The sequence below is a fragment of the Nocardiopsis prasina DSM 43845 genome (assembly GCF_000341265.1).
GTDB lineage: Bacteria > Actinomycetota > Actinomycetes > Streptosporangiales > Streptosporangiaceae > Nocardiopsis > Nocardiopsis prasina.
The window spans coordinates 122,629-128,628 of the sequence record NZ_ANAE01000088.1; the positions used below are offsets into that span (position 1 = coordinate 122,629).

Genomic DNA, 6,000 nt, shown 5'->3' on the forward strand with positions numbered 1-6,000 from the left:
CGACAGGTACGAGTCGTCAGGTGAGGCCGACCACGGTCCACGGGCCCGGGGTCTCCTCCGTCACCACCACGGCTCCGGGTACCGCGACCAGACGAGGAGCGTCGGGAAGAGTCATCGCGCCGCCCTCGGACCTGGTCCACCACTCCTCGTTCTCGGTCATGTCCGCGTTCAGAACAGCGGGTTCGTCCTGGGAGTCCCAGCGCGCGAACTCGACGTTCATTGATCCCCGGTCCAGGCCGGGGTCGGTCAGGTAGTCCGGCCGAAGCACACCCTCCCCGAGAAGCAGCCCGCGGTCGATGTCACCCTCGGCCGGGCGCTGGGAAGTCTCCAGGCGGGCCATTTCCTCACCCTCGAAGGACATGCGCCAGTACTCGACCGTGCCTTCGTCATAGTCGACGGCGGTCTCGACGTAGCCGTCATCGAGCAACCCGACGGGGTGTCGATCCCGGTCCTGGTAGGCCGCGCCCTTGATCTCCTCGCCCGTCTGCGGGTCGATCAGGAACTCGTGCCGTTGGTTTCCGGTCCCGACCTCCAGGAAGAGCGCTTCGGCTCCGGGGGAGAGTTCGTGCTTGGCGACGCTTCGGCTGTCATCGGCGAACTCCTGGTCCACTTCCCAGAGGACCTCACCGGTCTCCCCCTCGAGGCCGACCGCGAGCATTCCCTGCTCGTGCAGGTCGACGGAGTCGTCTTCGAAGCTGCCGTCGTTGTGGGCCGCGATGACCACCACGGTTTCCCCGGCAGTGAGCACGTTCTCGACCGTGACACCGGCGCTGCCCTCGGGCGCGGGCGGCTCATAGGCCCAGACCCGCTCGCCTCCGAGCAGGGAGAAGGCCTCCACCGAACCGCCCTCCTGCGCGGGGTCCGTGACCGCGACGTGCGAGGTGAGCGCGGAGGCGCGGGCGAGGTACGTGCCCGGGTCACCCTCGTGCTCCGCGATCAGTCGCCCGGTGCCCGCGTCGAGCAGTACCGCGGTGTCCGGCAGGGTCAGCAGGACCTCCTGCCCATCAGGTGTCGTCCGAGCGCGGTGGAGACCCCCGTTTTCGAGCCGGTAACTCCACAACTCCTCACCCGAGGCCCCGTCCAGGCCGACGGCGCCATCGCCCGTCACCATCACGGGCCCGGACACACCGGGCAGCACATCGATGAGGCTGGTCTCCCAATCCCCCGTACTCCACTGCCAGGCCACCTGCGACACCTCAGCCGGTATCGGGTGTGACGGGGCCGCGCCATCGTGGACACGATGGTCGACGGCCGACAGCCCACCATCCCCGGAGAGTGCGCACCCGGAGGCGAACACGAAGAGAGGAAGGGAAAGCGCCGTCGCACAGGTGGTGACCGGGTTATCCATTACCACCATCCACGGCACCGAGTGGCCACCGCGCTCCTCCCGGATTCGTGTTCGACCGCGATCCGCCTCGAACGAAGAAACACACAATCCTTCTCCACACCGTCCCGCGGGGACCCCTCCAGCACCGCGTCTTGTGGAAGCGGCCGTGGCCTGGGCTGCTCAGGAGGCGCTTCCCGCTGCGAAAAGCCCCGCGACGAAGGGGAGGTCGCGGGGCGGGAACTCACAGGAGCATGGCGAGCTGGCGCGCCTGGGCCACCAGGGTGCCCTCACTGTCCCAGATCTCCATGTCCTCCTCGTGGAGGCCGTTGGAGACGTGCTTGGTGGAGACCCGGCAGGCCAGCCATCCCGGAGCGGGCCGGGCGCGCACGTGGGCGGTCAGCTCCACGGTGATCGTGCTGAACTCGCCGATGTCCAGCACGGCGGGAACGGCGAAGTCGACCATGGCGGGCAGCGAGTGCGCGTCGGCATCGCGGCCGTCGGCGAAACGCATCCAGAAGTCGGTCCGGGGCTGGCCGTCCTTCTTCCCGTCCAGCCACCCCGGACGCTCCGGGTAGCGGTAGTCGATGCGGTGGGCGATCGTGATGCCCTCCGGCCTGCCCGCGAACTCCGGGGGCACGTAGCAGTCCTCGGGGGCGGGCAGCTCCGGCGGCCCGTCCAGGTGCAGCTCACGACCCTCCGCGGTGAGGTCGCCGTAGGTGGCGGTAGCGCGCAGGATCTCCTTGCCGCCCTGTTCGGCGACGACGGCGCCGGTGGCCGTGCGGCGCCCCTCACGGATGGTCTCGGTGCGCAGAACGGCCTGGCCCGGGGCGGCGGGACGCAGGTAGAAGGCGGAGACCACGAGGGGGTCGGGCTGGGTGAGGGTCTGGCTCAGGGCGTTGAGGGCCGTCCCCAGGACGTATCCGCCGTTGGGGTGCGAGGTGAAGGTGGTCCAGCCGTCGGTGAGGGTGGCTGTGAACTCGCCGTCGGCACGCTTGTCGACCCGGGTGTCCTGGTCGTACTCGTAGCCCTCGGCGGGGTGGTCAAGGCTCATGATGCAATGTTACCGAGCGGTAGAACCCCTGGCCACACCTGGACCGAACAGGATTCGGTTCTGTGGGCGAGGCCACTCGCGACAGGACCCGCGATCCGCCTGCCCCTGAACGCCACGTCGGGCCCCACGTTGTCACCGCGAACAAACGTTACCCGCCACCACACACGGGAGCGGAGCACATCGTGGGCCGCACCGCCAGCATCGGCTGAGCTGGTGCCCTCAGGAGGCCGCAGCCATGGCCGTGCCTCGCTGGGGCCCGACCAGCGGAGGCCGCGGGGAAGGCACGGGCACGCGGGGCGTCCCTCCTCGAGGGCGTCTCCCGTCACGAGATCCAGAGAGCTTCGGTGGGTGTGACCGCGAGGTTACGGACCACCCCCGACAATCGGACACCGCCACCCCGGCTTCCGGCTCCCGGCAGTCCCCTTCGGGTGGAGGACCCCGGCCCCGGCACTGGCAGAATGGGCCGCCCTCCCGCCCCCTCACCCCTCCTGGCTGTCACCTTGCACGAGCTTCGCCATGCCTACGACACCCACCTGCGCGGCCACCTCCCCTCCCCGTCCCAGACCGGGGCGGTGCACCTGCGGGACCCGCACCTGGACGGCGCCCGCCTCGTCCGCACCCACTACGGCACCCACGGCGTCGTCGACCACGGACCGCTGCCGACCCGCACCGACCTCCCCGCCCTCGTCGCCCGCCAGAGGGACCGGTTCGACGCGCACTCCGAACCCGCGCAATGGCTGACCCACGCCCACGACCCACCCGCACTGGCCGAAGCGCTCGACGCGGCCGGGTTCACACCGGGCCCCGAGCGCTCCGTCCTGGTCGCCGAACTCGACGACCTCCCCACCACCCAGCCCCCGCCGGACGAAAGGCTCCGCGAGAACGACCGGGTGTCCGCCCGGGCCGTGCGTCGCCTGGCCGCCGGCTCCGGACCGCACCGGCGCCCCCTGGCCGAACACGAGGCGGACGGCTCCGCCTTCGAGAACCGGACTCTCACCCTGGTCAACGGGGCCCACGTGCGCGCCGCCAGCTGGGCCACCCTGCGCACCGGAACCCCCTTCGTCGTCCTTGAGGGCATGACCGCGCCCCGACCCGAGTTCCTCGGGGAGTGGGCCCGCCACGCCAGCTCCGGCCGCGTCCTGCCCCTGTGGTGGGTGTGGACCCAGGCCGAGTCCCGCCTCATGTCCGCCGAGGTCGACCCCGCGGCCCAGCCCGACCTGCTCGAACTACTCCTGGCATCGGGGTTTCACCAGGTCACCACCGTGCGTACCCACACCTGGACCCCGGACGGGACCCCCGCCGCGACCCGACCGGTCACCGAGCTCAACGACGACCCCGAACACGACGACCTCTGGGACCGGTTCACCAACCGCTTCTTCTTCGCCCCCAGCGCCACGGTCTTCCCCGGCATCGTCGAGCCCACCCCCTCGGTGACCTGGTCGGTCCGCGCCGTCGCCGGAGATCCCGAACGCCTCGCCGAGCTGAACCGGGTCATGCGGCGCGCCCTCGCCGCCAGCGTCCCGGAGGGCGAACACCTCTACTCCCTGGACTGGCAGCACGTCGGACGCCGGTACGACCCGCGCCGGGTCGGGGGCGAGGAGCAGCCGCGTCACCCGGCGCACACGGTTCCCGACGGCGACTACCACATCAACCTCGCCAGGGACCTGCGCCTGGGGACCTTCGGCCATCCCTGGGAGCACGGTGAGGGAACGCTGTGCGTCTTCGGCCAGGAGCTGCTGACTGAGTCGGAGGCCGATCTCCACCGGTTGCTGGGCCCACCGCTGCGACGTGACGGGCAGTGGGCCGACTGACCCCGGTCCGGGGCGCGCGGCGGTGCGTGTCCGAAACCGTGTTCGGTGCCCTGGCGCCTCGCACACCCGCGGGCGGCAGCTGACCATCGCCACGCTCAGGGAGTGGGGGACCCCGCCGAGCCTCCCCCAGGGGTGGGGGAGCTCCGGGCCCCGGCCAGCGCTCCGGCGGCCCGGCCCCTTCGGAAGGGGTCGTTGTTCTCCCCGAGAAGCTTGACCGCGCGTTCCAGGTGCGGGATCGCCTTCAGCGGATCGCCCGCCGCCACCCAGGTCAGCCCGAGTTCGTAGCGGGTGAGCCCCTCCTGGTGAGGGTCCCGCTCCTGGCAGTGGAACTCGACAGCCGTGTCCAGCACGGCCAGCGCCTCGTTCGTTCGCCCGAGTCACGCGTCCCCGTGCCCCCGGCTCTCGCCCCGTCGGTCGCCGTGGTTGTTCTGTGTACCGATCACGTCGCGGCCAGCCCGGTTGCCGCTCATGTCGACGTGGTCGCCGTCGTAGCGGGTCTCGTTGCGGTGCACGCCTCCGTGGATGGTGCCCGCCTGGATGAGCACCCCGCCGTGCACGTCGCGGGCGATGTTGGTGACGCCTCCGGCTGCGGACGGAGCCACCTCGTCCAGGAGTTCGCGCAGTTCGGCGGCGGCTGCGGGGTCCTCACGCAGCAGCCGGCGCAGCTGGGTCCGCCAGGTCTGCTCGACCTCCTCCGCCGACACCGTCTCCCCGCCACCGGCGTCCAGTTCACGGCGGGTCTCCGCCACCTCGTCCAGGGCCCTGCGCCGCTTGGCCTCGTCGCCCTTGAACACCCGGGTGATCCAGCCCTGGACCACCGTCCATCCGCCCTTGACCATCTCCTGGGTCAGGACCTTGGCGCCTTCCTCGAACAGCTCCACCGTTCCGGCTCTCCCTACCGTCGCACCGCCTGGGTCACCGGGCCCGCCGAACGCCGCGAAGCCCTGTGGGTTAGACACCCTAGCCATCGGAACGGTTCCACGCAGGACGCTCGGAGGCCTTCCAAGACCCCCGGTCCACCGCCCGCTTCGCACCCGAACGCTCTCATCACGGGGAACACCCGCCCCCCCTGCTAGCGTTGGACCCCGCGACGCCGAGAGTCGGCCGCCCGGACCCACAGAGGTGAACTGATGACTGTCACGACCAGCGCCGCCGCGAGCGACGCCCCCAGCACCTCCAACCAGCGGGTCCCGGCCTGACCACACGACGGGACCCCCGAAAACAAAGGTCCTCAACGTTGTCCCACCCCACCCGCGCCTGGTCCACCCGACCCGAGACCAGCGCCGACGTCACCGCGATCCACGCGATCAACAGCGCCGCGTTCGAGAGACCGGCCGAAGCCGACCTGGTCGACGCCCTGCGCGCGGACACCTCCGCGTGGATCGACGGCCTGTCCTTCGTCACCGAGGCAGAAGACGGCACCCTGGTCGGGTACGCCCTGTTCACCCGCTGCCACGTCGACGGCCACCCGGCCCTGGCGCTGGCTCCGTGCTCGGTGCTGCCCGAGTTCCAGGGCACCGGCGCCGGTTCGGCCGCCATCCGCGCCGGTCTGGAGGCGGCCCGCGCCCTGGGCGAGAACCTCGTCCTGGTCCTGGGTCACGCCGACTTCTACCCGAGGTTCGGTTTCACCCCGGCCTCCGGGTTCGGCGTGCGCGCTCCGTTCGAGGTTCCCGACGAGGCCATGATGGCTCTGTCGCTGGATCCCTCGCGTGCGACCCCGCGCGGCACCATCCGGTACCCGGACGCCTTCGGCGTGTGATCCACGCGCAGCGCCCCCGTCACGGGACTCCGTGGCGGGGGGGGGGGCCGGG

At 71.2% G+C, this 6,000-nt stretch carries 6 protein-coding genes; 2 read left to right on the plus strand and 4 right to left on the minus strand.

Translation table 11 applies throughout. From position 1 onward, the window contains the following. Positions 1-16: 16 nt before the first annotated feature. Entirely contained in the window at positions 17-1,186 is a 1,170-nt protein-coding gene (locus D452_RS0106555; RefSeq protein ID WP_239646330.1) for an outer membrane protein assembly factor BamB family protein, read from the minus strand. Between the two features lie 382 nt (positions 1,187-1,568). Beyond that, positions 1,569-2,378, minus strand: coding sequence for a thioesterase family protein (locus tag D452_RS0106560; protein ID WP_017543351.1), 810 nt, complete (start codon positions 2,376-2,378; stop codon positions 1,569-1,571). Positions 2,379-2,878: 500 nt separating this feature from the next. Here D452_RS0106560 and D452_RS0106565 point away from each other — a divergent pair, with 500 nt between their 5' ends. Further along, entirely contained in the window at positions 2,879-4,189 is a 1,311-nt protein-coding gene (locus tag D452_RS0106565) for a DUF2716 domain-containing protein (protein WP_204366600.1), read from the plus strand. A 95-nt stretch (positions 4,190-4,284) separates the two neighbouring features. Here the strand turns inward: D452_RS0106565 and D452_RS0106570 are convergent, their stop codons facing one another. Then, positions 4,285-4,539 carry a hypothetical protein gene (locus D452_RS0106570; protein WP_017543353.1) on the minus strand — a complete coding sequence of 85 codons (255 nt, stop codon included), beginning with the start codon at positions 4,537-4,539 and terminating at the stop codon, positions 4,285-4,287. Between the two features lie 27 nt (positions 4,540-4,566). Further along, complete coding sequence (locus D452_RS0106575; RefSeq protein WP_017543354.1) at positions 4,567-5,070, minus strand: hypothetical protein; 504 nt, start codon at positions 5,068-5,070, stop codon at positions 4,567-4,569. Positions 5,071-5,426: 356 nt separating this feature from the next. On the opposite strand from D452_RS0106575, the gene D452_RS0106580 reads away from it, so the two are divergent. Beyond that, complete coding sequence (locus tag D452_RS0106580; RefSeq protein ID WP_017543355.1) at positions 5,427-5,948, plus strand: GNAT family N-acetyltransferase; 522 nt, start codon at positions 5,427-5,429, stop codon at positions 5,946-5,948. Positions 5,949-6,000: the final 52 nt, after the last annotated feature.

Bases quoted from the DNA above. Each gene is read 5' to 3' on its own strand.
- D452_RS0106560 (WP_017543351.1), bottom strand. From the start codon at position 2,378: ATGAGCCTTGACCACCCCGCCGAGGGCTACGAGTACGACCAGGACACC.